The organism is Bythopirellula sp. (genome assembly GCF_041737835.1).
Taxonomy (GTDB): domain Bacteria; phylum Planctomycetota; class Planctomycetia; order Pirellulales; family Lacipirellulaceae; genus Bythopirellula.
Map to the genome: position 1 here is coordinate 1 of NZ_JBGSQY010000010.1, position 25,865 is coordinate 25,865.

At 56.0% G+C, this 25,865-nt stretch carries 17 protein-coding genes and 1 rRNA gene; 10 read left to right on the top strand and 8 right to left on the bottom strand.

Annotated features, from left to right (window positions below; translation table 11 throughout):
• The 4 genes from AC6T8Q_RS02940 to AC6T8Q_RS02955 all read right to left on the bottom strand — a co-directional run.
• Positions 1 to 2,558: ribosomal RNA gene (locus AC6T8Q_RS02940) — 23S ribosomal RNA — on the bottom strand; the annotation flags it as partial.
• A 663-nt stretch (positions 2,559 to 3,221) separates the two neighbouring features.
• Complete coding sequence (locus AC6T8Q_RS02945; RefSeq protein ID WP_500677655.1) at positions 3,222 to 3,632, bottom strand: hypothetical protein; 411 nt, start codon at positions 3,630 to 3,632, stop codon at positions 3,222 to 3,224.
• Between the two features lie 95 nt (positions 3,633 to 3,727).
• Positions 3,728 to 5,179 carry a diguanylate cyclase domain-containing protein gene (locus AC6T8Q_RS02950; RefSeq protein ID WP_500677656.1) on the bottom strand — a complete coding sequence of 484 codons (1,452 nt, stop codon included), beginning with the start codon at positions 5,177 to 5,179 and terminating at the stop codon, positions 3,728 to 3,730.
• Between the two features lie 310 nt (positions 5,180 to 5,489).
• Complete coding sequence (locus tag AC6T8Q_RS02955) at positions 5,490 to 6,596, bottom strand: hypothetical protein (protein WP_500677657.1); 1,107 nt, start codon at positions 6,594 to 6,596, stop codon at positions 5,490 to 5,492.
• A gap of 170 nt (positions 6,597 to 6,766) precedes the next feature.
• On the opposite strand from AC6T8Q_RS02955, the gene AC6T8Q_RS02960 reads away from it, so the two are divergent.
• Positions 6,767 to 7,357, top strand: coding sequence for a type II secretion system protein (locus AC6T8Q_RS02960; RefSeq protein WP_500677658.1), 591 nt, complete (start codon positions 6,767 to 6,769; stop codon positions 7,355 to 7,357).
• Positions 7,358 to 7,361: 4 nt separating this feature from the next.
• Here the strand turns inward: AC6T8Q_RS02960 and AC6T8Q_RS02965 are convergent, their stop codons facing one another.
• Complete coding sequence (locus AC6T8Q_RS02965) at positions 7,362 to 8,657, bottom strand: adenylate/guanylate cyclase domain-containing protein (RefSeq protein ID WP_500677659.1); 1,296 nt, start codon at positions 8,655 to 8,657, stop codon at positions 7,362 to 7,364.
• Positions 8,658 to 8,937: 280 nt separating this feature from the next.
• Here AC6T8Q_RS02965 and AC6T8Q_RS02970 point away from each other — a divergent pair, with 280 nt between their 5' ends.
• Positions 8,938 to 10,581: an NAD-dependent malic enzyme gene (locus tag AC6T8Q_RS02970; protein ID WP_500677660.1), complete on the top strand. Its 1,644-nt coding sequence runs from the start codon at positions 8,938 to 8,940 to the stop codon at positions 10,579 to 10,581.
• Positions 10,582 to 10,904: 323 nt separating this feature from the next.
• Here the strand turns inward: AC6T8Q_RS02970 and clpX are convergent, their stop codons facing one another.
• Together clpX and AC6T8Q_RS02980 are read right to left on the bottom strand one after the other, a co-directional pair.
• Positions 10,905 to 12,182, bottom strand: a complete 1,278-nt coding sequence (clpX, locus tag AC6T8Q_RS02975; protein WP_500677661.1) for an ATP-dependent Clp protease ATP-binding subunit ClpX — start codon at positions 12,180 to 12,182, stop codon at positions 10,905 to 10,907.
• 410 nt (positions 12,183 to 12,592) lie between these two features.
• Positions 12,593 to 12,877, bottom strand: coding sequence for a hypothetical protein (locus tag AC6T8Q_RS02980; RefSeq protein WP_500677662.1), 285 nt, complete (start codon positions 12,875 to 12,877; stop codon positions 12,593 to 12,595).
• Positions 12,878 to 13,254: 377 nt separating this feature from the next.
• On the opposite strand from AC6T8Q_RS02980, the gene AC6T8Q_RS02985 reads away from it, so the two are divergent.
• Complete coding sequence (locus AC6T8Q_RS02985; protein ID WP_500677663.1) at positions 13,255 to 14,922, top strand: hypothetical protein; 1,668 nt, start codon at positions 13,255 to 13,257, stop codon at positions 14,920 to 14,922.
• A gap of 413 nt (positions 14,923 to 15,335) precedes the next feature.
• On the opposite strand, the gene AC6T8Q_RS02990 is transcribed toward AC6T8Q_RS02985, so the two are convergent.
• On the bottom strand, positions 15,336 to 16,679 hold the full coding sequence (locus tag AC6T8Q_RS02990; protein ID WP_500677664.1) for a matrixin family metalloprotease: 1,344 nt from the start codon (positions 16,677 to 16,679) through the stop codon (positions 15,336 to 15,338).
• 431 nt (positions 16,680 to 17,110) lie between these two features.
• On the opposite strand from AC6T8Q_RS02990, the gene holA reads away from it, so the two are divergent.
• The 7 genes from holA (at position 17,111) to AC6T8Q_RS03025 (ending at position 25,845) form a co-directional block, all read left to right on the top strand.
• Positions 17,111 to 18,208, top strand: coding sequence for a DNA polymerase III subunit delta (gene holA, locus AC6T8Q_RS02995; RefSeq protein ID WP_500677665.1), 1,098 nt, complete (start codon positions 17,111 to 17,113; stop codon positions 18,206 to 18,208).
• A gap of 106 nt (positions 18,209 to 18,314) precedes the next feature.
• Positions 18,315 to 19,733: a hypothetical protein gene (locus AC6T8Q_RS03000; RefSeq protein WP_500677666.1), complete on the top strand. Its 1,419-nt coding sequence runs from the start codon at positions 18,315 to 18,317 to the stop codon at positions 19,731 to 19,733.
• An 82-nt stretch (positions 19,734 to 19,815) separates the two neighbouring features.
• Positions 19,816 to 21,291: a Gfo/Idh/MocA family protein gene (locus AC6T8Q_RS03005; protein ID WP_500677667.1), complete on the top strand. Its 1,476-nt coding sequence runs from the start codon at positions 19,816 to 19,818 to the stop codon at positions 21,289 to 21,291.
• Positions 21,292 to 21,440: 149 nt separating this feature from the next.
• On the top strand, positions 21,441 to 22,721 hold the full coding sequence (locus AC6T8Q_RS03010; protein WP_500677668.1) for an efflux RND transporter periplasmic adaptor subunit: 1,281 nt from the start codon (positions 21,441 to 21,443) through the stop codon (positions 22,719 to 22,721).
• A gap of 24 nt (positions 22,722 to 22,745) precedes the next feature.
• Positions 22,746 to 23,465: an ABC transporter ATP-binding protein gene (locus tag AC6T8Q_RS03015; RefSeq protein ID WP_496921803.1), complete on the top strand. Its 720-nt coding sequence runs from the start codon at positions 22,746 to 22,748 to the stop codon at positions 23,463 to 23,465.
• The gene (locus tag AC6T8Q_RS03020; RefSeq protein WP_500677669.1) at positions 23,462 to 24,622 is read left to right on the top strand and encodes an ABC transporter permease; all 1,161 of its coding nucleotides are present in this window, start codon (positions 23,462 to 23,464) and stop codon (positions 24,620 to 24,622) included. The genes AC6T8Q_RS03015 and AC6T8Q_RS03020 overlap by 4 nt, the downstream gene beginning before the upstream one ends.
• A gap of 47 nt (positions 24,623 to 24,669) precedes the next feature.
• On the top strand, positions 24,670 to 25,845 hold the full coding sequence (locus AC6T8Q_RS03025) for an ABC transporter permease (protein ID WP_500677670.1): 1,176 nt from the start codon (positions 24,670 to 24,672) through the stop codon (positions 25,843 to 25,845).
• Positions 25,846 to 25,865: the final 20 nt, after the last annotated feature.

Genomic DNA, 25,865 nt, shown 5'->3' on the forward strand with positions numbered 1-25,865 from the left:
CCCCCAGGATGTGATGAGCCGACATCGAGGTGCCAAACCGCTCCGCCGCTATGGACGCTCGGGAGCGATAAGCCTGTTATCCCCGGAGTACCTTTTATCTGTTGAGCGATAGCCCTTCCATACGGGACTACCGGATCACTAAGCCCTGCTTTCACATCTGCTCGACTCATGGGTCTCGCAGTTTAGCAACCTTCTACCTTTACGCTCGATGCCTGATTGCCAACCAGGCTGAGGGTACCAATTGGGCTCCTCCGTTACTCTTTAGGAGGAGACCGCCCCAGTCAAACTGCCCAACTGACACTGTCCGCTGCCTGGTTTCACAGGAATCAGCGTTAGAACTTATGCATTAAAAGGGTGGTATTTCACCAATGGCTCCCCTCAAGCTTGCGCCCAAGGTTCATAGCCTCCCACCTATCCTACACAGTCAATACACGAGCCCAATATCAGCCTACAGTCAAGGTTCACGGGGTCTTTCCGTCTAGCTGCGGGAACGTGGCATCTTCACCACGACTACAATTTCACCGGGTTACTGGTTGAGACAGTCTTCCTCTCATTACGCCTTTCATGCACGTCGGAACTTACCCGACAAGGAACTTCGCTACCTTAGGACCGTCATAGTTACGGCCGCCGTTTATCGGGGCTTCGGTCGCAAGCTTCGCCTTACGGCTAACCTACTCCCTTAACCTACCGACACCGGGCAGGCGTCAGTCTCTATACATCCTCTTGCGAGTTAGCAGAGACCTGTGTTTTTGATAAACAGTTGGAGGAATCGATTTACTGTGGCCTCTAGCAGCTTGCACCGCCGGAGGCACCCCTTATCGCGAACTTACGGGGCCATTTTGCAGAGTTCCTTAACCAGTATTCTCCCGAGCGCCTTAGACTACTCGTCTCACCTACCTGTGTCAGTTTTAGTACGGTTAGCTATGCTTCAACCCTTAGAAGCTTTTCTTGAACGTCCTTCCGATGACTTCGCGAACATAAACGCGCTCGCACCCCACGCTTGAATTCCTCCGGCGGATTTACCTACCGGACATCTTGCAAGGGGTGACGGACATTTCTAGTCGTACCGCTCACCATTCGGACGCTGTCCCTCCATCGGTCCACATAGCTAGCGCAGGAATGTTGACCTGCTGTCCATCGTCTACGCCTTTCGGCCTCGACTAAGGCACCGGCTAACCCTGGGCGGATTTACCTTCCCCAGGAAACCTTAGGTTTTCGGCGGGCAGGATTCTCACCTGCCTTATCGTTACTCATTCCGGCATAAGCACCTGTACGCCCCGACACGGCTCCTTACGGTACCGCTTGTATCTGACGTACAGCGCTCTCCTACCAATTAGATCATCCGCAGAATCACTAATTCTACTGCTTCGGTGTAATACTTACTCCCGTTCATTATCGGCGCAGAATTGCTCGACCAGTAAGCTGTTACGCACTTTTTAAATGGTGGCTGCTTCTAAGCCAACATCCTGGTTGTCACAGCAATTCAACTTCCTTAGTGACTGAGTATTACTTGGGGACCTTAGCAGATAGTCTGGGTTGTTTCCCTCTCGACCGCGAAGCTTATCCCTCGCGGACTGACTCCTGAGATAATCGCAATGGTATTCGGAGTTTGGTTCAGCAGGGTACCCTTGGAAGGGCCCCAAACCAAATCAGTATCTCTACCCCCACTGCGTAGTGGCTCAAGGCTAGCCCTAAAGCTATTTCGGAGAGAACGAGCTATCTCCAAGTTTGATTAGACTTTCACTCCTCCCCACAAGTCATCCCCTCGGTTTTCAACCCAAGTGGGTTCGGTCCTCCAAGCGGTTTGACCCGCTCTTCAACCTGCTCATGGGTAGTTCACACTGGGTTCGCGTCTACCGCCCGCGACCAATTGTCGCCCTATTCAGACTTGGTTTCCCTGAGGCTTCGGCCCGGAAGGCCTTAACCAAGCCGCAAACGGTAACTCGCCGGATCATTATGCAAAAGGCACGCCGTCAGACATTCCCCTTGCGGGGCATAGTCCTCCGACCGCTTGTAAGCGTATGGTTTCAGGTTCACATTCCTCCCCTAAAAGGGGTTCTTCTCATCTTTCAGTCGCCATACTGAGTTCACTATCGGTCATCAGAGAGTATTTAGCCTTACGGGATGGTCCCCGTGGATTCAATCGGAGTTTCACGTGATCCGATTTACTCAGGTACCCCTCGGGAGATCGCTAGCTTTCGTGTACGGGACTGTCACCCTCTACGGTTCTTCTTTCCAGAAGATTCTACTAGCCGGCAATTTTCTTACTCCCATTTGAGAGGCCCTACAACCCCGCGAGGGAAACCCTCGCGGTTTGGGCTGTTTCGCTTTCGCTCGCCGCTACTGACGAAATCGATTTTTCTTTCTACTCCTGTGGGTACTTAGATGTTTCAGTTCCCCACGTTTGCCACGTATAGCTATGAATTCACTACACGCTAATTCGGGAATCCCGGGATCAACATTTGTTTGTCAACTCCCCCGGGCTTTTCGCAGACTTCCACGCCCTTCATCGCCTTCTGATGCCAAGACATCCCCCATACGCTCTTAATAGCTTGACCACATTTATCCAAAGCTCTCATCCAAAGACATTTGTCTTTAAAATCTGAAACTCAAGATAAATTGCGATTTGAACTACATTTATTTCCAGATCACACTTTTCACGGACATACAGTCTCCGTGTGGCTGCGTGTCTGGGAGTAACGCTCGAAAAAAATCTTGTAATCTAAGGACAAAGGAGATTCGATTCAGACCCCTACTGCCTGCCGCCATGCACTCCCTGCAAAAGGGTACACATCCAGCAAGCGGGCCTGATTCGAAAATCAGATGCCACTCTTACAATTCAAATTCACCAAATTGTCAAAGATCATTCGGCCGCTTCCAAGCTCCCCAGCTAAGGGAACTCTTCAGCAACCGTGGCCCTATCGGCCAACCCTTTTCACCAACCGCCAAGAAACTTGGCTGTTGAATGAACAGGAGACAGCAAGATGGCTCACCTTACTGTCTCCCGCCCACTCATGGGGAACTTCAAATAGTAGCAAGTTCCGAGAGTCTGTCAAAGGGGTATTCTGTCGAAATTTTCCCCTTTTGTCGTCCTGTTTCCGACCGCACTTGAGCGGCGGAACGAGAATTCTAGTGATACGACGCCGGCTGGCAAGGGGGCCCAGAAATCATTTTCCCGCAGCTGGCCTCGCCAGGGGAAGAGACTTGATAAAAGCTGCCGATTATCCGGCCTCGAAAAACGTCCGCGCTCGCGCACAGAGCCAGCCAACGGCAGCGGCAGTTCCCGCTAGCACAGCCAGATCGAGCCACAGCATCGCGGCGAGCGGCACGCCCTGGCCCAGCGAAAGGATGTCGTAAAAATAGTGAACGCCCAACATGAAACGGCCGCCAAGATCGGTCCACACCGAAGCAGATACCACGAATGCCCCAACACAAAACGCGCGGCGATCACCGCGTCCCATGATAATGCCCAAAAGAAGCAGGCTAATTGCAATTAACCAGAACAGTCCGATGAGCAGATGGCTAATCTCGATGGGCACAAAAACGGCCACGCCGCACAACAGAGCGAAGAGAGTCATCGCCGCAAAGAGCGAACCCAGGCTGAATCGAAAATCTGGAGAAGTTGCGGGCACGCTTCTATCGTAACATGAAAAAAGCCGCGCCACCTTGGCCCCGATCAGAAATCGGTTACAAGACGGCGCGGCTTACTGAAATCTTGTACCAAAACTTAACCGACCGTCACGAGTTTCTGGCTCGTACCAACCATTTCTTTCGCGCGATCCATGAATGTTTCGGCATTGTCGGCTGCTTCCAGGGCAGCGATTCCCACGCTCACTTGCAGCGTGATCTTCGTGGCTCCCAAGGGAATCGAACAGCCAGCCAGTGCCGATTGAATTCGATTGCCCACGACCGTGGCTTCCCGTTCTTGACTTCCTGGGAGCATAACTATGAATTCACCCGGCAACATTCGGCCAAGCAGATCCATCTCACGCAAAGCACCACCGACGAATTGGCTCACGCTGTCGAGCAGCAAGTCGCTCAAGGCATCGCCGAATTCTCGTTCCAAAGCATTAAATCCCACCACCTTGAGATACATGACTGTCAGGGGCTGGGCGTAGCGCTGGCTTTCTGAAACGCGACGCTGGAGTTCCATCGCGAAGGCGATTTGATCAGGCAACTGCTTGTATGCGGCAAACTTTTCATTCGCGATTTTGGGTTGGCCAGGATTATCCAGCGGCAGGCTGCTGTCGCCGTCGTGCCAATAGCCACGGTTGCGGCCGTTATCTTTCGCACAATAAATCGCTTCGTCAGAACGACGAACTAAGCGTGCTGCATCGTCGCTCTTGGTGATCTCCGCGACCCCCATACTGGCGGTTACGTTCAGGGATTTCCCATCGAATTTGACCCGCGTAGCCTGGATGGCTTCGCGGATTCGCTCGGCAGCGATCCGGGCTTGGGTGATCGTCGTATTGGGCATCACGAGGCCAAATTCCTCGCCACCATAGCGACAGGCCAGATCGGTGGATTTGGCATTCTTACTAAGCGTGTTGGCCACTTGTCGCAACACTTCGTCACCGGCTTGATGGCCATAGGTGTCGTTAAACTTCTTGAAGTGATCGACGTCGAACAGCAACAAGCACATGGGCCGACCATCTTTGCGGAAGCGGTTTACACCACGGTCCAAGGCGTCGTCGAATGCGCGGCGATTCGCCAGCTTCGTGAGCGAATCAGTCCGCGCTTCTGTCTGTTGTGTTCTCAGCTCTTCCGCTTGCGATTGAATTTTCTTTTCGGCGTCGACGAGACGTACCTGCAGCTTTTGATTGGCCTGCAAAATCTCCGCAAGTGCCGCGGTCACCTCCGACGAGGCGTTAATCGATTCAGGGCGAATCGCCTCCAAACGGTCAGAAAGAACCGTGACGATCTGGTTGTGGGCACCGACGTCCGAAGCCACGTGAGCAGCCAAGTCTTTCAACTGCTGCACGGCCATGTCGGCGCGCTCGGCATCCAGGATTCTCTGCTCCTGATTAATTGTATTGGCATGATCGGTAGAATCGGTGTTGGCTTCACAATGATTGCGAAGATACCAGTAAGCACCGATGAAACCGACGCAAAACGCCGTAAAAGCCAGCGATGCGTCCATCAAAACATATTGGAGCGAAACTCCCAACGGTAGCAACATCTTAGTACTCCAGGCAAATGGCTACTTGACAGCGCTGGCTCGTGGCGAACCAGACGGGGTCGCTGTTTTTCGCTTCTTTTAGAACATTTTCAGTTCCTGCCCCGCACTAAAATAGGTTGGTCTTGATTCGAGTCAAACCAATTATTGAGTGCTTGCGAACCATATCCGTGGTTAATCCCCCATCAATTGCGCGTAACTGTACTAAAGGTAAACCCCCGACCAAATTGGAAGGGTTGAAACGATTGCGGGGGTTATCACACCGCAAGCGACTGCGAAAAAACCGAGGTTCCGCTGCGCAAAAAGAAGCTAATCAACACGTTAGCCGGCATCGTCTCGATGCCGTGGAGCGATGACACTGACAGAATAAGAAAGCTACAAAACTTATAACCATCCCGCTCGGCTCGGGTACGTGAAAACTCCCCGTCAACAAGCTCGCGGCAAGGCTACGCCCATTGTTCTGCCGCCACAACCAAAGATCATAATCATTGGCAATTAGATTGCCGTCGGCATCGCCCACGCCCTGCTGCCAGGCGAGAAAATCGCGACCATCAACGTCGCCATCGCCGTCCATGTCGCCGTGCAAACCCAAGAGTTTATTCGAAACTTGCCACCCCAAATCCTTAAGTGCCGCGTAATCGAGCGGCGTGAAAACTTGCCTTCGTCCCAAAAACAACGATGCCGTCATGGCCGTGGTTTGTTCACCAAGAATAGAAGGATTTGTCGTGCCGGAGGCCCAATGATTGTCATCGGTCGTTAAGGCAACCCCCGCGCCCATAAGCGAAATTACCGATGCACCGTCGAAGCGATGATTGGAAACCAGATTGTCAAAAGACGGCGCAGTGCCAAACCCAAATACATGTGCCAGTTCGTGAAAGGCAATCGTCAGAAAATCGACCTGCCCCGGTCCAGGCTGTGTGTCGATCCCAAAGTGCCAATTCCGCGGCGAACCATTGTTGAGCGTGTCAAAAGCAATCGATCCACCCCACGTGGCAAAGTCGAAAGCGCCCGCCCCAATCACAGTCCCCTGCCCTCGGCTAAGCGAAACCGTTCCTAAACCCGGCCCGGCCTCCCCCACTTGATTGCCCGGCATGTCGTAGCCACCGGCGTACAGCACCAACGAGTTCGCCGGGATATTCAGATTACTCAACGTCGTACCGTTGCCTGTGTCGGGATCACTAAAACTCGCTGTCCAAGCGGGGCTTGCCGGAATTGTTGAGAGCGAATCCGCAAATGGCTCGAATGCCTTCACAGCGAACTGCAAAGCCGTAAGTGCCTCGGGCTGATCGATAAAAAAGTCACCCGGTCCACACCCACCCGTCGCTTGGCACATCAGTCGCACATCGATGGTCAACGCCTGCGCGCAGCTGGCCCACAGCCACACAAAGGCACACACGAGGATCGACCCACGAAAAGACATGGCACTCTTAAATTCGCTGTTCCGAGAAAGGCCGACTGGCCAAAGTTCTATTTTAGCCAGCGACTGCATTTTTTGGTGAACAAAAGCGCTCGGCACGATCATCTTGCTGTACGGATTCTCACGGAACGGCGATTTTTAGCTCGTTTTTGCGGAAAATTAGGCGGCCAGTCATGCATGTTTCGAATCACAGACTCGCAGCATCGCTGATCGAACTCTTGGTCGTGATTTTCATCATGGGAATCATGATGGGTCTTCTCTTGCCAGCCCTGCAGCGTGCCCGCGCGCGTGCCGATGAAACCGTTTGCGATAACAACATCCGTCAGCTCCAAATGGCACTCTCGCAATTTATCAGCAGCAAGGAACGCTTTCCCCTTCCTCACTATTGGACCGTCGACCTGCTCCCCTGGATCGAACAGCGACCGCTATCCGATATCATGAAAAGTGGCTTCAAAGTCGGCGATAACTTTCCCCGCCCGCCGCTTATGAATTGTCCCTTCCAGCAAGACTTCGACAGCCGCTTCCCGCAAATCGGCTATTGCCATTACGTCCTCACGGTCGATCGCGATGAGAACGGCAGACCGCTCCTGGAATACGGTTGGAATCTCGGCGACCGCAAACTGCTCGACGAAAGCATGCCGCAAGAACCTTGGTACGTTGGCCCCGAGATGTCGCACCTGGCTCAGCAAGGCATGTTCGCCAATGAAGAAGGGCCACACATAGGCGGGCGATTCGATACGAGTATGGGTTACTTTCCCAAGTAACGGGTTAAACCATGGTCCTCTGATGAGCCACAAGCTCCGGGCTATGCACCTTTTTACGCTCGCCTATGAGCCAGTACGTCTTCATCTGGCACTTACCTTTGAGTTCGACCAGCCCACGCTCTTCGATCACAAAGTCATTTTCTAATTGTGATGCTGCGTACTCGGAAAGTTGGATTCGCCCTGGCATGCCACTCGATTCCATCCGGCTGGCCGTATTCACCGTGTCGCCCCATACGTCGTAGGCGAACTTCTTGATGCCGATCACCCCAGCGACCGCAGGCCCGGTGTGAATGCCGATCCGGATGCTCACGGGATACTCAGCCCCCTCGTTGAACTTTTCGACAACTTCGAGCATCTCGAGTGCCATCCGCGAAACGTCCTTGGCATGACAGGCTCGCTTCTCGGGGAATCCCCCCGCCACCATGTAGGCATCGCCGATGGTCTTAATCTTTTCCAAATCATGCTTTGCCGCCAGATCGTCAAACGCCGAGAACATGCGATTGAGATAACTGACCAACTCGGTCGGCGAAACCTTCTCCGACATCGCCGTGAAGCCAACGATATCGGAAAACATGACGGTCGCCGAATCGAAATGATCGGCGATAATGCAATTGTCTTCCTTGAGCCGTTGGGCAATCGGAGCCGGCAAGATATTCAGCAGCAGCTTTTCCGACTTTTGTTTCTCAATGTCGAGGGCTGCTTCGGCCTTGCGTGCGGCCTCGCTGTAGACGTACGACATGATGGCTAGAATGGTGAACGCCGTGGTGACATTGGCCATCAGGAAGACTTCCTGGGTAACCTCACCTAGATCGACGTGCGGAACGAGCCAATATTGAACATGGTAATAGTATCCGAGGAATGAAAAGAGTGATACCAAAAACATACCGATAGGAATCGACATGGGCTGGAAATTCATCATGAAGGCAAAGGCCACGATGACGAGTAGAAAGTATTGAAAGCCATAGTCCCAACCCAGGTAATAGATGGCGATTCCCTGGTGAACCACCACCTCGGTCATGCCGATCAGCACTGCTAACAGGATCATGCCTGTGGAGCGCAGGAAGACGATGCAGAACAGGAAGATGAGCGTGCTGACAATGTTGATACCGCTCAACAGGGTGAAACCCAACGACGCGAAAACGAATATCCAAGCAAAGTGCAACACGAACGCCATAAAGTTGGCGATCAGCATCGAGTAGTACTTGCGCTGATCATAGCGCTCGATATTGGGAGGCAACGCGAAACAATTGTCCAGTTTCGCTTTGATCCAATTGGAAAACCTAGGCGGAAGCAACGGCATGCTGTACCTGAGTGGAAGAGCGGCGAATTGTCGAGCAGGCGATCTCCCCATGATAGCAGATGCGACACACGAAAACTCTAGCGATTTTTTCCGAGACTCAACTATGCCGCCAGAATTGGTCCCGATTATTCCAATTTGGAAAAATCTGAGCACGCTGGATGACAAACGGGGGGTCATCACAGTCAGTTCAGGGTTGGCATTTCAAACGATTCGGCTGTGTGGTTAAATTCTGATCACCTCATCTGACAATTTGTTGCCAAGCACGGAAAAGGACTTCGTCATGCCAACCAATCCCTCCAAGAGCAGTAAACGCGGCATCGAACTCCTCCACGATCCCACGCTCAATAAAGCCACGGCCTACAGCGCAGCCGAGCGCGAGTCCCTTGGACTCACCGGACTAATTCCCGAAGTGACCGAATCCGAGGACTTGCAGCTTAACCGGGTCCTACAACAGCTCGGCCACAAGACGACGGACCTGGATCGCTATATCTATCTGGCTGGGCTGCTTGATCACAATGAAACACTCTTTTATCGGACCGTGATGTCCGACCCCGAGCGTTTCCTGCCCATCGTCTACGATCCCACGATTGGCGAAGCCTGCTTGAAGTTCGGCCACATCTACCGTCGCACACGGGGAATGTACCTGTCCATCACACACAAAGGCCGCGTCAAAGAAGTGCTCCGGAATTGGCCTGTGAAGGACATCCGCGTGATCTGCGTGACCGACGGCGGTCGCATATTGGGCCTCGGCGACTTGGGTGCCAACGGCATGGGCATTCCGATTGGTAAGTTGCAACTCTACACCGCCTGCGCCGGCGTCCCCCCGCAAGGGCTGCTGCCGATGTACCTCGATGCCGGCACGAACAATCAAGCGTATCTCAACGACCCGCTCTACCTTGGTCTCAAGCAGCCGCGTCCCACGACAGAAAAGCTAGTCGAATTCGTCGACGAGTTTGTCGACGCCGTGCAAGAAGTCTTTCCCCACTGCTGCATCCATTTTGAAGACTGGACCGGCAGCGATGCCGTCCACTTGCTCGCGCGTTATCGCGACAAAGTCTCCTGCTACAACGACGACATCCAAGGGACAGGCAGCGTCACGCTCGCCGGATTGCTCGCCGCGCTCAAAATCAAAGGGGGCAAAGTTCGCGACCAACGCATTCTGTTCCTCGGTGCCGGTTCCGCGGCTATCGGACTCGCGGGACTCATCGCCTCCGCCGCCGTTGCCGAAGGCCTCACGCTCGCCGAGGCCCAGGCCAGAATATCAATGTTCGACGTCAACGGACTGCTCGAACCAAGCCGCAACGACCTGTTCGATTTCCAGCAGCCCTACGCGCATCCTCATGCGCCGTGTCGTGATTTGGTCGCGGCGATCGAATCCGTTCAACCCACGGTGCTCATCGGCGTCAGCACGGTCGGCAACACCTTCACGCAGCCAGTGATCGAAGCGATGGCCCGGTTGAATGATCGCCCCGTCATTTTGGCCCTTTCCAATCCCACCGAGCATGCCGAATGTACCCCCGAGGCGGCGTACAAGTGGTCAAAAGGCAAAGCCATCTACGCGGCGGGCGTACAGTTTCCACCGGTGACGCTCGACGGCAAAACCTTCGTCCCGGGGCAGGCCAACAATTTTTACATCTTCCCCGCCGTGGGAATGGCGATTTATGCCACGAACCCCCAGCGCGTGACTGACGAAATGTTCATCGCCGCCGCCCACGCCCTGGCCGACCAAGTCACCCCCGCGGAACTCGCCCAAGGAACACTCTACCCACCACAAGCCAACATCCTCGAAGTCGAGATCAAGATCGCAACCCGCGTGGCGGAAGTGGTGTTCGAGCAGAATTTGGCAAGGATCGCGCGCCCGAACGATATGGAAGCATTTATTCGCTCTCTGGTGTACAACGCGAGCTACAGTGAGCTGGCGTGATCACCACAAAACCGCGACCGCTGGTTGCGAGAGAATAAGCCACGGATGAAACACGGAAGCTCACGGATGCAAATATCTCATCCGTGTTTAATCCGTGCCAATCCGTGGCCAATTTCTCTGTGAACTCTGTGGCCAATCATTCCACCCACTTACGTAGGTGGCTCGCCCAATTTCATCAACTTCTACCAACAAAAAAAACGGGCCCGGGTAATTAAACCCGGGCCCGTTAACCGTTAGTGCGTGCTTTACCCCCGCAGCAAACTTCGTCATCCAAGACGACAGCCGATCCGCGGGATTGAACGACACGCACTCTTAAAACGCATCTAGGCGATCTTGGTTTGGGGTGGCTCGCTGAACAACTTCTCGCGGCCATCGACAATGTCGTCGGTAATCGTGTAACGGCTGCCACGCGGTTGGTCGGGCAACTCGAACATGATGTCGAGCATCACGTTCTCGATGATCGAACGCAAACCACGAGCACCCGTCTGCCGCTCGGCCGCCCGGCGAGCAATCGCCGACAAGGCCGTTTCGGTGAACTTCAGATCAGCTTCTTCCATCGAGAACAGATGCTGATACTGCTTCGTGAGGGCGTTCTTAGGTTCGGTGAGTACGCGAACCAGTGACGATTCGTCAAGCGGTTGCAAGGCGGTCACCACGGGCAAGCGTCCCACGAGTTCGGGAATCATGCCGTATTCGACCAAGTCGTCCGGCGTGACATTGGCGAGCGTTTCGCCAAGGCCCATTTCGCGGGCGTGATCGCCAGACTGGCCGAAGCCCATCATGCGGCGACCCATCCGTTTGCGGATGACTTCTTGGATGCCGTCGAACGTACCGCCGACTATAAACAGAATGTTCGTGGTGTCGATCTGAATGTACTGCTGTTCGGGATGCTTCCGGCCACCTTGCGGGGGCACGTTGGCTGTGGTCCCTTCGAGCATCTTGAGCAAAGCTTGCTGCACGCCTTCGCCCGACACGTCGCGAGTGATCGACACGTTCTGGCTCGTCTTGCCAATCTTGTCGATTTCGTCGATGTAGAGCACCCCGCGTTGGGCGGCTTCGACGTCGAAGTCGGCCGCGTGCAGGAGTTTCAGCAACAGGTTCTCAACGTCTTCGCCCACATAACCGGCTTCGGTCAAAGTGGTCGCATCGCCAATCGCGAACGGCACGTTGAGCTTGCGGGCCAAGGTGCGAGCGAGCAAAGTCTTACCGCAACCCGTGGGGCCCACGAGCAAAATATTGGACTTATCGATTTCGATATCGGATTCTTCTTCCGCCGCCATCAACCGCTTGTAGTGGCTGTGCACCGCAACGGCGAGCACGCGCTTGGCGGCTTCTTGGCCAATGACGTATTCATCCAGCTCGGCGACGATTTCGCGGGGGCTGGGGACGCGGGTGAACAATTGCTTGCTCGAGCCACGACGCTTACGTTCTTGATCGAGAATCGATTGGCAGAGCTCAATACACTCGCCACAGATGTAGACGTCGCCCGGTCCTTCGACCAAGGGTCCAACGTCACGATAACTTTTGCGACAGAACGAACAGAAGGCATTCTTCTTTGAGGTGCTTCCGCGTCGTCCGCCGAGGTCTTTACCCACAGGCATGCAAGTCTCCTTCCGAGGGGTGCTCACCGCATGGGGCATCACCGGCCCACGCGATTCGCGCGTGGCATCAAGGTGTCGCTCGCGGAGTCAGCCCATTGTCCAACGTCACATGACGCTGGCAACTGGACCTTACCTTATCATACCTGGCGGGGCATCCGTGTCCGCTCAGCCGAGCAAGTCAGTCTGGGGTATCATACGCAGCTTCAACGTGACTCGTTCATCGGCCATCCGTGGGGGGGTGGTTTACTAGCACGCAGTCTTGCCGAACAACCGTAGCAAGCGCTTTTGTCGGCAACTCTTACTGCGAGCCGTTGTGAGGGAAATAACCCGCACGGCCCGCAGAGTTTTCGCACGCGGCATTCAGCGCTCAGCTTCGCGCCGAGCGCTATCAACACGGCCTGCTAGCATTCCTAACCTCCTGCCGATTTCGTTCCCGTCGACGCCGAAACTTCCTTCAGTTCTGATCGTAGTTTTGTTGCTAGCTTACTCTTGATTGTTCGGAATTCTTCGTCGCTCAAACCACCTTCGTCGTACAAATCGCGAAAGCGGGTCATCAGTTCGCTGCTCTCGGCCACCTCGTCCGTTTTGGTGCTGCGAAATCGACGAACGATCGCGACGCCAATCGCGGTCAAGACAAACACGGCCGCAAACAACAACGCTGCTTGAGTGAGTGATTGAAGTTCTTCACTGTTCATAACAATCAAGGCACCCACGCGAGTGCCACCTTCGTAAGCCAGTTGCCTCTGTTGCCCGCTATTCCGAATTTCTCTGGCTCTTCTATTATGAGCGACTCGCTAGCTAGAGTCCAGAAATGTGTGTCGGCCCGAGAGTTTACGCAACCCGATTTCCCGGAAAAGCATGAAAAGTTCGCCTAATTTCACGCGTCTAGCCCCGCTTCAAGCCCTCGGCGCGTCGCTCCGATACCAGGAGATGGGGGACACTGCGCACTCGCGGTGTCCGCCCCGAGCCCCGGAGGGCGTGGCCCTCCGGCTAGGACTTTTGTTAATCGAATATGCAGACGACAACAGCTCAATCCGAATTACAAACACTGCTTAGGCGCATCGCCTGCGCTTTGAGCTGTCTGTCCGTTTGCCTGTTGAGTCCTTGCTTCGCGATCGCTCAAGTCACGCCACAACTGCAAGCCATTTACTGGCAGCAGCCCACGTTGTTCATTCCCTATCAAGTTAACCAGCAAGATCCGCTGTTCAAAGAGATCGCCCAGGTCCAGTTGCTGCTCTCGCGCACGGGGGCCAATGACTGGAGCGTGCTGCAATCCGCGCAGCCCAATGTCCAAGGTTTCAGTTATCACGCCCCCGAGGATGGCCGCTATTGGTTTGCCCTCCGGCATCTCGATGCAAAAGGCCAAGTGCTCGGTGGCGCGCAAGTCATCCCTCAGTTGAACTTGGTGATCGACACTAGCCAGCCGCAACTCACGCTCTCCGCTTCGCGTGAAAACGATCATCAAATCGCGATTCGCTATGATGCCTCGGATGCGAATCTCCAAACGACTTCGCTGATTCTTGAAGCTCGCGTTGGTGGTGGTTTATGGACGAACGTGCACGTCGGACCGCCCGAGATTTCAGAAGCAGGCCGCGTCTCGGGCACAGCGCGTTGGTCGCCGCCAGAAAACAGTGGCGCGATCGAAGTACGCGGCTCGATCGCCGACGGCGCTGGCCAACGTGGGCAAGCGACAACCTTGGTTTCCGCGTCATCATCGCCTGTGCAATCAACGTCACCCGCGGCGATGCTTCCCAACATCGCTTCGACAGGTTCGCCATCGGCCCGAGCCGCGCAAGATTGGCCCGCAAGCAATCAATTGCTTGAAAAAAATCGAAATGAAAACGCCCAATCGTCGTCAGCGCCACTCGCCGATTTACCACCCGCCGACAATCCGTATTCCAACGCCAGCGACTCTCACACGGCCCGCCGCACGTTGGCCAAGTTTGCCGTGGATGGTTCGGAAAATTCGTCCGTATTAGAAACCTTCGCTCCGAGTTTGATCGACGCGAATCAACCTACCGCGGAAGCTCCCAAAGCCTTGCCCCTGATCGACGACGAAAGCTGGGAAGCGAAAGGTCGCAACCCGGGTGAGCCCTTGCTGGTGAACGCACGGACCTTCGATGTCGAATACGACCTGCAAGAAGTCGGCCCCTGGGGAGTCGCGAAAGTCGAACTCTGGGGCACGCAAGACAACGGCAAGACCTGGCAAAGCTACGGCGTCGATCCCGATAATCGCACGCCAGTACGTGTCACGGTACCCAACGGCGGCACGTTTGGGTTTCGCATTTTGGTCGAAGGGGCCAACGGCGTGAGTGCTCCGCCGCCCCACTCCGGCGCAGAGCCCGAACTCATAGTGAATGTCGACCTGCAACCGCCGGTCGCCAAAATCCTCGCTGCTGAACCGGGCGAAGGAAATCTCTCCGATCACCTGCGAATTCGTTGGCAAGCCGACGACGACAATCTCGACGCCCGTCCGATTGGGTTGTTCTACAGTTCGTTTCCTAATGGCCCCTGGTCAACCGTCGCCGCCGGATTGGAAAACACAGGCTCGTACGTCTGGCGAATCGAACGCCACGTACCCGGCAGATTCTATCTAAGACTCGAAGCCCGCGACATCGCCGGCAACGTCGCAACGTATCAAACGCCAGAACCGTTGGCCCTCGACCGCCCACAACCCACGGGCACGCTCCGCAATATCCGGCCGATTACGGATGTACCGTCGGTTGGGTGGAGTCAGTGAGCGTTAGCCGATCTTTTGGTTCCAATTCCTCGATAGCTAATCTTGCAATCACAGAGATCTGCATCGAATTGTGATACATAGCCAGTTCAAATGCTGCGATTCACGCCAGATTTTTGTATCCCGAAGGGATTACGGCAATTAGCCCCGGGTTGCGGTGACACGAGTTCCGCGAGCGACAACGCTACCCGGGGTACGCAGATAAGATTTCTGTCGGCCGAGCAGCACGCACTGAGTATCGGTGGAATATTATCGAGGCCGAAAGGAACCCGCGTAGATTTCGTCCTCAGCTGCGCGCCATCGGTACACACCTTAACTTCGAACGAGAAAATGAGGACATAATCCGGCGGTATCGCTGTGCTCAACCCCCGGCTAATCGCTGTAATCCCTTTGGGATCGTAAAACGATAGTATCCGCTAGGCCCGTCGCCGCAACCCCACCGCCGCCATCCCCACCAGTACCAACACCACTCCCGCTGGTTCGGGAATCAGAGCGATATCAAGTTGATACATTTGCGCGACGTTCATCGCGCCGCCAATTCGCACGAAATAATTGCCCGCACCTGCGACGTTAAAATCAAGAATGCTCTCGGCCACCCCCAAGCCGCCCGCAATTGACGAAGCCAACAGGTTTACGCCCGCGCTGTCGTAAAGAAACAACGTCAGGTCATTCAGTGCCGAGGCATTGAACAAACTTTGGGTTCCGCCATGTGAGCCTGCCATGTAACTGGGTCCCACGGGGGTGAGCATGATATCGAGGACCCCCTCCTTATCCACCGTAAATTTAAAATAATCGACATCGGCACTTTTGTTGATGCTCAGAAAATCAATGTCGGTGGGGGCAATCGTACGATCGACCGCATCTTCACCAAGCTTGAAAGATTGATGCTTAGGTAGCAGCCCTAAGTTCGTGGCATTACCAACCGTGTCGTTGCCGCCCAATTCTTCAAAGCGATCTCCATACAAATGATGCACGCCTAACACTTCGTCAAACTGCGGACCGTCGATATTGACGTCCAAGTTGGCTTCCATCAAAAACCGGCTATCCGAAGACGCCGTGTGGTCTAACCCTAAACCGTGCCCCACCTCGTGCATGATCGTGTTACGAAACCGCAGATAGTTCCCCCCTGCATTGCCCAGCAGTGTCACCTCCGACGTATCGATCACCATGTCGGAATTGTTGGGAAAATAGTTGTAGGCCAACACCGAAGGCCGCACGTTGCCGTCGATATAATGACCACCAATGCGAATATCACCGCGCCGTCCTAAGCTGCCTGTGAGTGTGCCCAAATTTACGCCATCGTCGTTGGGTTCATAACGAACTCGCAAACCCGAAATCGCATCCCAACGATCGAGTCCCGACTTGATTAAGTTGAACCACGCCCGCTGCGTGTAATCATTGCCACCCGGCCCTGCCCCGCCGTGATGAATGTTGTCGAGAAATGCAATCAGGTTGCTCGGCGCATTAGGCTCGCCTTGCCCGGTAGGCATCCCCGTTCCATCGGCGACAAGGCTCCAGGTCAGCGTCGCCGATTCACCCGCGGGTCGCGATCCAGAAGCAGTCGTCGTGAACCCGCTTCCTGCAACAAACGCTGCCGGGGCATCCCCTTCGCCCGTCTGGAAGAAATCGAGAATATTCTGATGCACGCACGAGACCGTCTGAGGCATACCGCATTGGTCACATGCCAATACCGCTGTCGGACCGACAGCGACCAAGAGCGCGAGCGTGAGAAAGAAAGCCCGAATTGTGGCGTATGGCATAAGATCATCCGTTAGAAAATCAAAGGAGCATGATTAGTCAAGCTATTCATGTCCTGCTCAACGGTGCGCCACTCAGAAGGCAACGCGTCGGATCATTCCGCGCGAAGAACTTACAGCCACTCATTCCCTGACACCATGCGACAACAGAGGGTGCGCCGCCACGGACGAGTAGATGTTATTGCGACCGGTCTTAAAACGCGGTCGTTGTCAGTTCACGAGACTTGCCTCAAAGTTCCAAAACGCTGTTGGTAGGACCAATCTTCCCTCTTCACAGGGCACCTTTTAGGATAGTCGCCCACCGCGACCCCCACAAGTATTTGGCAGATTCCCCTGCCAAGACTCGGTAAGCAAAATCGCTATAACTTGGTCCCCCCCACCAATCGGTGCCGTCACTGCTAACATTCTCTCCCCGTAAGAGATATAACGTCAGCATGGCCAAAGCCGCTGATACCACCCTGCCCGCCCTCAAAGTGCTCATGTCACCGGGCGAATTTAAGCCCAGCGGCGTGACCGCCGTGGTGGGGGACGACGCCTTTCTGAAGCACGAAGTCCGCCTGGCCCTGGTTCGCGCGCTCTTGGGGGACGATGCGGAGTTGGGTGCCGAAATCCTCGAAGGCAAATCGGCCGAGCTCCGAGACGTGCTCGACGCGCTGAGCGAGCGCTCCCTTTTCGGGGGCGACGACCGGGTCGTGATCATCGAAGAAGCCGATTCGTTTGTTAAACAATACCGCGAGCAACTCGAAGCGATTGTCGAAAAGCCCCCCACCGGCGCGGTGCTGATTCTCGAAGTCGCCAGTTGGCCCGGCAACACACGACTGGCCAAAGCGGTCGCCAAGAGCGGCCTGACGGTCACCTGCCAAGTCCCCGAGAAAGGGGCCGAGCTCACCGCGTTCACGAAACTGCTCAAGGATTGGTTGATCGAAGTCGCGAAGCGCGAGCATCAGGTCGAATTGAAACGTCCCGCCGTGGACCTGCTTGTCGACTTAATTCCCCCCGAGCCGGGCATCCTGTTTCAAGAGATCGCGCGCCTGGCGTTGCTCACTGAGAAGAAGGGAATCATCGACGCCGATCTCGTCCGCGAGCATGTCGGCGGGTGGCGGGTTCGCAAAACGTGGGACATGATCGACGCGGTGGCCGATGGCAAAGCCGCCGAAGCCCTCAACCAACTAGATCGTCTGCTCGCCGCGGGCGAGGAACCTCACGCGCTGCTGCCGCAAATGGCTTCGACGTTGCGCCGCTTCGCCGCGGCGGTCAGTTGCTATGAACAAGCCGAACAGCAACGTCGCTCGATTTCTCTGCGCGCCGCCCTCGAAGAAAGCGGCATGCCCGTGTTCAAAATGAGCACGGCCGAAAACCAGCTTAAACAGATCGGTCGGCCACGCGCCAAGGAACTCTATCACTGGCTGCTAGCAGCTGACTTGGAACTCAAAGGGCACAATTCCACCAAAGACCGTGCCCGGCGAGTTATCGAAACGCTAATCGTGCGACTCTCCAAAGAAGCCGCCCCCAATCGACCCGCTTCGCGCTAGCACCGCCGGTTTCTCATTCATCTTGCCTGCTGGCGGCGGGTTTTCTACTATCCGCGGCCATTCTCGAACCGTCCTTCCCGCAATTACGTGTCACAAGATGCGCTTATTGTCATCAAATCAACTGTTGCGATTCATCCCTTCAGCCGTGGTCGCATGCGCGCTGGGTTGCACCGGCCCTTGGTCGGCGAGCAGCACCGAACCATTGTCGGTATCGCACACCGCTGCTGATTCGCTCGCCAATGCCCCACTGCTTACCGAACCAACCGTCACCCCCGCCTCGGCGGTCACTCCCACACCACAGCCCGCCCCTACAGCTGTTCCACTTACCGCCGAACAAGAGATCTCGCTTAACAATTTGGTTGCCGAAGTTCGCTCCACGACGCCCCTCAGTCCCGCCGCCGAACATAAGCTGCGAACCGAACTCCGCGCCGCGCGTCAGGACGAATGGTCTTTGGTGGCCAAGCAATTCTGCTCGGCACTCGCCTATAGCGAACAACTCATCGCACGTGAGCAAAAGGAACTGGCCGCTCAAATGCCCGCCAGTCAATTCTCGGCGTTTCCCCAGCCGACAGTGACTCAAAAAGCGACTTCGCCTGGTGCACCGCCGGTTCCCGCCACAATCGTTGAAGCGGACAAAGCGCCACTGTCCTCCCCAACAACACAAGTCATCTCCGATCAAGCAAACATCCCCACCGAGCAATCGCTCCCCGTGCGGGGCACAACGCTGGCCAATCACGTTTCCGAGCCACAAGCAACGACGACTCAACAATCGGTGCAGCAAGCCTCGCATGTCGTGGCCACAGATACCGGCGTGTCGACACCGACCAATTGGCAAGCCCAACTCGATGCCGCGATCACGGCGATGCAAAACGAAGTGAAAGCCAATCCCGGCAGCACTGACGAATTGCAAGAACACATGCGGCTGCGCATGCTGCTGCTCATGGCGGGGCGCGAATCCGATTCTCTCGCCCCCATCCCCGGCGCTTCACCGACGGAACAAGACTATTGGTCCAAGCAGTTGTTCGCTTTGTCGACCTACTTCGACAACTCGCGCCAAATCGATACCAAACAACGGGCCGCGGGGGCACTGATTCATCTGGATGCGGCCCGTGCCAAACTGGCGGAACTTGCCACGCTGCAAGTTCGCAACCTCGCCTTCGTTGATAAGGTCGACGGCTATGGATTGTACGAGCCCCACGAAGGCGCGAAGTTCAAGCCGGGCGATCAGGTGAATCTCTACGCCGAAGTCGATAGCTTCCGCAGTGAATCGACCAAGGATGGCTATCGCACGGCACTTGCCACGAGCTACGAAGTGGTCGATCCCCAAGGCCGCCGCGTCGACGGTGCGCAATTCCCCGAAGTCGAAGACGTCTGTCGCAATCAACGCCATGATTTCCACATGCAATATGGCGTGGCCCTCCCCACGCGCATCTATCCCGGCGAATACGAGATCCGCCTAATCATTACCGACCAACTGTCCAACAAGATCGGCCAGGCGTCGCTCCCCTTCGAAATCGTCGAATGAACCAGCCGCTTGCAGCTTAGCGATTTCCCCGAGTAGAATAAATTCTTCTCTTCCGCTCGTTTCTCCCATCGAGGCTCCGATCATGCCCCTTTCGCGCCGCGACTTTCTCGCCACATCCGCCGCCACGGCTGCATCCTTCACGTTGCTCAACAGCACATCAGTTTTCGCTGCTGGCGTTTCCGATATCCGCGTGGCAACCATCGGCGTCCGCGGCCGTGGCGAGAATCATCTTTATGGTCTCGCCGACAACATCGTGGCGATTTGCGACGTCGATGAAGAAATCCTCCACCAACGCGCCGACAAGTTTGAAGAGAAAACCAAACGCAAGGTCGAACGCCTCGGCGACTATCGCAAGCTGCTCGAACGCAAAGACATCGATGCGGTCACAATCGCCACGCCCAATCACACCCACGCGCTGATCGCCGTCGCCGCGGCTCAAGCGGGCAAAGATGTTTATTGCGAAAAGCCGATTGCCCAAACCATTTGGGAAAGTCGGCAAGTCGTCGCCGCCGCGCGTAAGTACGACCGCATCATCCAATGCGGTACGCAAGCTCGCTCCAGCGACAGCATCAAATCCGCCGTCGAATTTGTGCGGAGTGGTGAACTCGGCAACCTTCGCTACGTCGTGGGGTTGTGTTACAAGCCTCGCCCCAGCATCGGTAAGCTCGACACGGCGCTCGAAATCCCCAGCACCATCAACTACGACCTCTGGTGCGGTCCCGCCGAGATGAAAGACATCTACCGCCCCAGCCTCCACTACGATTGGCATTGGGATTTCAACACCGGCAACGGCGACATGGGCAACCAAGGCATTCATCAAATGGACGTCGCTCGTTGGTTTCTCGGTGTCGACACACTCGCGCCGCGAGTGCTCTCCATCGGTGGCCGCCTGGGTTACGAAGATGCCGGCAACACGCCCAACACGCAGATCGCTTATTTCGATTACCCCGACGCACCGTTGATTTTTGAAACCCGTGGCCTGCCCCATTCCAAAACAGGTCAAGAGCGTTGGGAAGCCTCGATGGACAAATATCGCGGCAGTCAGGTCGGCAACGTCGTCCAATGCGAAAAGGGTTATATTCTCGTCGGCAACAGCTACATGGACGCGAGTGCTTACGACAACACTGGCAAACTGATCAAAGGGTGGAAGAACAAAGAGCTTCCCCACTACGCCAACTGGCTCAACGCGGTTGCCGCGCGGAATAATTCCTTGCTCAACGCCGAGATTCAAGAAGGCCATCTTTCCAGCTCGCTCTGCTTTATGGGCAGCATTTCCCATCGATTGGGCCAAGAAAAAAATGCCGCCGAAATCGCCGAAGTTGTAGCGGGCCGCGAACTCTTGGCCAACTCCTTCGACCGCATGGCCAGCCACTTGCGCGCCAACGATGTCGACATTGATGGCGCCGAGCTCCTCACGCTCGGCGCGCAATTGGAACTCGACACACAAAGCGAAATGTTCGTCGGCAACGACGCCGCCAACGAACTGCGCACCCGCAAACAACGCGCACCGTTCATCATCCCCGATATCGAACGCGAAGGAGCATCCGGCAACGCGTAGTCATTAATCCCCCAACTTCACAGTTTCCACCAAATCTCCCGCCAGTTTTTGCACAAGACATCCCCCTACTCCGCTTGGTATGATGTTCTTTTGTCCAGCCGGGCAACATGCTCGGTTAACGAGCAATGCCCCCGTGCGGACCTACCCTTATGCCCCCCGTTGATAGTCCTCCGGCCACCCCGGTCGGCGGAAAAAAACTCGACCTCCGCGGTGAGCTTTCCTCACTCAAGATCGACCGCTCTAAAACACGTAAGCCCACAGTCGTAGGCCGCGCGCTGTGGTTGTTGCTGGGCTTAGTCCTAATCGGCGGCATCGGTGGCACCGCCTATTGGGCGCTGCGTGATCGACTCTTCCCGCTGCCGATGGTCAAAGTCGAAGCCGCTCGCATCATGACCAAGGGGCAAGTCTCCGCGTATCTCACCGCCACGGGTTACCTCGAATCGCGTTGGCAAGCCGCCGTGGGAGCCAAGGTGCCCGGTCGCATCCAGAACATCCCCGTGGAAGAAGGCGACAAAGTCCAAGCGGGCGATATCCTCGCGGAACTCGAACACGCCGATCTCGATGCCATGCTCGCTTCCAAGAAAGTCGCCGTCGAATTGGCCCAAGCTCAAGTTTCGGAAGCCGAATTCAATTTGAAACAAAGTGAACGCAATTTGAAGCGGCAGCAACAACTCTTGGAGCGCAGCGCGGGGACCGTCGAAGCAGCCGAACAAGCCGAGACGGCCCACCAAGTGGCTGAAGCCACCGTCAAAGCGCGGAAAGCCTCGCTATCCTCCGCCAGAAGCAGCGTGATCGAAGCCGAGGAAGCGATTCGCAATATGTTTGTTTACGCCCCGTTCGATGGCACGGTCGTTACCAAAGATGCCGAGCAAGGAGAATCGATCATGCCCGGTGGCATGGGTGCCAGCTCGGGCCGTGGTTCCGTGATCACACTCGCCAAGCTCGATGAACTCGAAGTCGATACCGACGTCAAAGAAGATTACCTCAGCCAACTCAGAAAAGGTCAGCCTGCCCAAGTGATCGTCGACGCCGTGCCCAATCATCGCTACAAAGCCAAACTCCGCGAGATTATCCCGATGGGAGATCGCACGCGGGGCATCGTGAAAGTGAAAGTTGAAATTCTCGATCCCGATGATCGCTTGTTTCCTGAATTGAGTGCCACGGTTCTGTTCCTCCCCGATGCCACCGAAGCGAATCAGGCTCAAGAAAAAGGCGTCTTCGTTTCCGCGGCGGCGGTGCAAGGAACGGGCGACGATCAGTTCGTCTGGCTGCTCGACCAGGATCGCGTTCGCAAAGTAGCCATCAAAACGGCTGGCAAATCCGAGGAAGGTTTAGTCGCCATCGAAAGCGGCCTCACCGGCGGTGAGCGCGTGATTGTCGAGCCTCCCCCCGGCCTGGAAGAAGGCGAGCAAGTCCAAGTCCCCGAATAAGATCCGTTATTCCCTGAGGTTTTCATGTCCGACAACCACACCGATGCCGTCGTCCAACTGTTGAACGTCAGCAAAGGTTTCACGCGCGGCTCGCAAGAGATTCCCGTGCTTACCAACACAACGCTCCATATTCCCAAAGGGGACTTCGTCGCCGTGATGGGGCCCTCCGGTTCCGGCAAGTCGACGCTCCTCAATCTTTGCGCCGGACTTGATCGCCCCACCACCGGCAAAGTGATCGTCAACGACCAAGATCTCGGTCAACTTTCCGAAGCGGGCCTTTCGCGCTGGCGGAGCGAAAACTTGGGCTTCATCTTTCAGATGTTCAACTTGATGCCGGTCCTCACGGCCCAAGAAAACGTCGAACTGCCCTTGATGCTCACGCCCCTGTCGCGTGCTGAACGTCGCAAGCAAGCGGAAACGTCGCTCCGCATCGTGGGCCTCGCCGATCGTGCCGACCACTACCCCCGCCAGCTTTCCGGCGGTCAGGAACAACGGGTCGCCATCGCTCGCGCGCTTGCCAACGATCCTGTGCTCCTCTTGGCCGACGAACCGACCGGTAATCTCGATGCGACCAGTGCTCAGGAAGTGCTCGATCTGTTGGATTCACTCAACGAGCAATTCGGCACGACGATCATCATGGTCACCCACGATCCCAAAGCCGCGCGCCGGGCGAAGCGTTTGCTGCATCTCGAAAAAGGCACCTTCGTCCAAGCCGACATCGATGAATTGGAACATGCACGATGAAATTTTTGCCGATGATTTTTCGCAATGTCTTTCGCAACAAGATCCGCTCGCTCTTCACGGCGGCGTCGATCGCGGTGAGCTTGTTTCTGGTCGTGACGCTCTACTCGCTGATCACCGCCCAGGAAGAATCGACCGATGCCAATAGCCAGGCCAACCGCGTGGCCGTGCTGCACGAGGCAGGCCTCGCCGGCAATTTGCCGATTAGCTATGTGAATCGCATTAGCCGCGTGCCGGGCGTGATCCACACGATCCCCATGTCGTGGTTTGGCGGCAACTATCGCGAAGAAACAACTCAGTTTCCTCAATTCGCGACCGATGCCAAAGAACTCTTCAACGTCTATCCCGAACTCACGATCCCCGCCGATGAGCTCGAAGCCTGGCAAAATGACAAAACGGGCTGCGTGGTCGGCGCACTCATTGCCCGCAACAAGGGTTGGAAGATCGGCAGCAAGATTCCACTGCAAGGCAACATCTATCCCGCCAATCTTGAGCTCACGGTGCGCGGCATCTACGACGGCCCCCCGACGATGGACCGCGGCTGGGTCTTGTTCCACTTCGATTACTTCGATGAATCCCTTAAAAAACTCAATTATCCCAATTCGGGCAACGCGGGTCTTGTGATGATTCGCGCCGAATCCGCCGCTAAGATGCCCGAAGTGATGCAGGCCATCACGGCCGCGTTCGAAAGCTCCGACGCCCCCGTGAAGCCGATGACCGAGAAAGATTTCGCCGCCTCGTTCATGGAAATGATGGGCAACGTCCGCGGCTTCATCCGCATGACTTCCACCGCAGTGGTGCTGGCCCTGTTGTGCGTCGCCGCCAACACGATGGCCATGTCGGTTCGCGAACGGACCCGCGAGATCGCGCTTTTGAAAGCCATCGGCTTCAACCAATCAACCATCCTCGGCATGTTTCTCGCCGAGTCGGTCACCATCGGCGTCCTCGGTGGAATTCTTGGAGCCCTCGGTGCGAAACTTTTGTTCTACTCGGTGGACCTGAGCAGCATCGACGCCGGCTTGGGAATGTTTTACATCCCCTGGCGAACCGCATTATGGGGCTTAGCACTCGCCGCCGTGGTGGGACTTTTAAGTGGTCTCATCCCCGCCTGGCGCGCCGCCCACGTCTCCGTCATCGAAGGCTTGCGCAAAGTCGTCTAATGCCGGCCTCCGACCTCTGACCTCCGAACTCCGACCTCTCATAAACAATGATCCCCATCAAATACAATTACCGCAGCCTGATGGCTCGCAAAGTCGGCTCGCTTATGACCGTCCTTGGCGTCGGCATGGTTGTTTGGGCCAGCATCTTCGCCTTTGGCCTCTCGGCGGGGCTAGATAAAACACTCGAAATCGCCGCCGATCCGCTCGACGTGATCGTCTTGCGCAAAGGCTCGACCTCCGAGGCCGTCAGCGCCGTCACCGAATCAGCCGCGCGCGAAATCACGGCCCTCCCAGGCATCGAAACTGATAAATATGGCAATCCCCTGGCGGCTTCCGAGCTAGTTGTGTTCGCGTATCTGCCGCGCCGCGGTTCGACTCAACCCGTGAATGTTTCCGTTCGCGGGGTCGATCCTATGTCGCGCAATTTGCGTGAAGGACTCGAAATCGTTGAAGGCCGCGATTTCACGCCGGGCGTACGCGAAGCCATCGTCAGCAGCGCGATGTCGCAGCGTTTTCAACGACTGGGGCTCGGCGACAAGTTCAAGGTCGAAGGGGGTGAATTTGAAGTCGTCGGCATCTTTGAAGCCGGCGGTGGGGCCGTTGAGTCCGAAGTCTGGACTGATCAACCCGTGCTGGCTCAACTCGCCAAACGCACGGGCGCGATGTCGAGCCTGCAACTTCGTGCCGCCAGTCAGGCCGATCAAGAGCGTCTCGTCAATCGCATCCAAAACGACGAGCAGATCGACCTCAAGGCCACCACCGAAGTCAATTACTATGCCGAGCAAGCCCAGCAAAGCAGCCTGATCAAAGTCGTCGGTTACATGATCGCGTTCTTTCTCACGATCGGCGCGATGTTCGCCGTCGCCAACACGATGTACGGAGCCATCGCTTCGCGCGCGCGAGAAATCGGCACCCTGCGGGCCCTCGGCTTTGGCCGCCTGAGTATCCTGACCGCGTTCGTCCTCGAGTCCTTGGTGCTGTGTCTCGCCGGTGCTGTGCTTGGTTGCCTGGGGGCGCTGGCAATCACATTTTTCCTGGGCGGCATTCAAACCGGCACGATGAACCCCGGCACCTTCACGGAAGTTGCGTTCTCGTTCGACTTTGGCCCCCGCGTGCTAGCCCAAGGCGCCATCCTGGCCGTCGTCATGGGCCTCGTCGGCGGATTCCTACCCGCACTCCGTGCCGTCCGTATGAAAGTCGTCGACGCCCTCCGCGAAGTCTAACCGCCGCTCGCGGCTTAGCG

What these genes read in the sequence shown, in the direction of transcription:
- AC6T8Q_RS02950 (WP_500677656.1), bottom strand. Translation starts at nt 5,179, where the DNA reads ATGTTGCTACCGTTGGGAGTTTCGCTCCAATATGTTTTGATGGACGCA.
- AC6T8Q_RS02955 (WP_500677657.1), bottom strand. Translation starts at nt 6,596, where the DNA reads ATGTCTTTTCGTGGGTCGATCCTCGTGTGTGCCTTTGTGTGGCTGTGG.
- AC6T8Q_RS02960 (WP_500677658.1), top strand. Translation starts at nt 6,767, where the DNA reads ATGCATGTTTCGAATCACAGACTCGCAGCATCGCTGATCGAACTCTTG.
- AC6T8Q_RS02965 (WP_500677659.1), bottom strand. Translation starts at nt 8,657, where the DNA reads ATGCCGTTGCTTCCGCCTAGGTTTTCCAATTGGATCAAAGCGAAACTG.
- AC6T8Q_RS02970 (WP_500677660.1), top strand. Translation starts at nt 8,938, where the DNA reads ATGCCAACCAATCCCTCCAAGAGCAGTAAACGCGGCATCGAACTCCTC.
- clpX (WP_500677661.1), bottom strand. Translation starts at nt 12,182, where the DNA reads ATGCCTGTGGGTAAAGACCTCGGCGGACGACGCGGAAGCACCTCAAAG.
- AC6T8Q_RS02980 (WP_500677662.1), bottom strand. Translation starts at nt 12,877, where the DNA reads ATGAACAGTGAAGAACTTCAATCACTCACTCAAGCAGCGTTGTTGTTT.
- AC6T8Q_RS02990 (WP_500677664.1), bottom strand. Translation starts at nt 16,679, where the DNA reads ATGCCATACGCCACAATTCGGGCTTTCTTTCTCACGCTCGCGCTCTTG.
- holA (WP_500677665.1), top strand. Translation starts at nt 17,111, where the DNA reads ATGGCCAAAGCCGCTGATACCACCCTGCCCGCCCTCAAAGTGCTCATG.
- AC6T8Q_RS03005 (WP_500677667.1), top strand. Translation starts at nt 19,816, where the DNA reads ATGCCCCTTTCGCGCCGCGACTTTCTCGCCACATCCGCCGCCACGGCT.
- AC6T8Q_RS03010 (WP_500677668.1), top strand. Translation starts at nt 21,441, where the DNA reads ATGCCCCCCGTTGATAGTCCTCCGGCCACCCCGGTCGGCGGAAAAAAA.
- AC6T8Q_RS03015 (WP_496921803.1), top strand. Translation starts at nt 22,746, where the DNA reads ATGTCCGACAACCACACCGATGCCGTCGTCCAACTGTTGAACGTCAGC.
- AC6T8Q_RS03020 (WP_500677669.1), top strand. Translation starts at nt 23,462, where the DNA reads ATGAAATTTTTGCCGATGATTTTTCGCAATGTCTTTCGCAACAAGATC.
- AC6T8Q_RS03025 (WP_500677670.1), top strand. Translation starts at nt 24,670, where the DNA reads ATGATCCCCATCAAATACAATTACCGCAGCCTGATGGCTCGCAAAGTC.